Annotated in this window: 1 pseudogene; it reads right to left on the bottom strand. The window is 56.3% G+C overall.

Annotation, left to right across the window (positions count from 1 at the left end):
* Window positions 1–245, bottom strand: a pseudogene (locus SB725_RS33200) (type II toxin-antitoxin system HipA family toxin); the annotation flags it as partial.

Here is a 245-nt window from a genome sequence, read left to right as displayed (position 1 = left end):
CCCGGGAACTCGTCCCGCCCGCTTTTTATGATCAGGTCAGACGTTTTCGAGGTGAAACGTTGCGGCGCATCGCTCTGATCCTCAGGCACCAAAACTTTGGGCTGCACGCCCGATATTCCAGCGCGCAAGATGTATCGGTCAACAAGACCGGCAAAAATATCTTCTGCACCATCCCAGGCCAGGATTTCGTCCAGTCGCTCGCCGGGGAACTGCTGGCGACGCAACAATGCATCGACCTCAGATGA

Source organism: Pseudomonas sp. SIMBA_041 (assembly GCF_046535095.1).
GTDB lineage: Bacteria > Pseudomonadota > Gammaproteobacteria > Pseudomonadales > Pseudomonadaceae > Aquipseudomonas > Aquipseudomonas mucoides.
The sequence above is the reverse complement of the archived record's forward strand: the minus strand, read 5'-3'. Positions and strand labels throughout refer to the sequence as shown.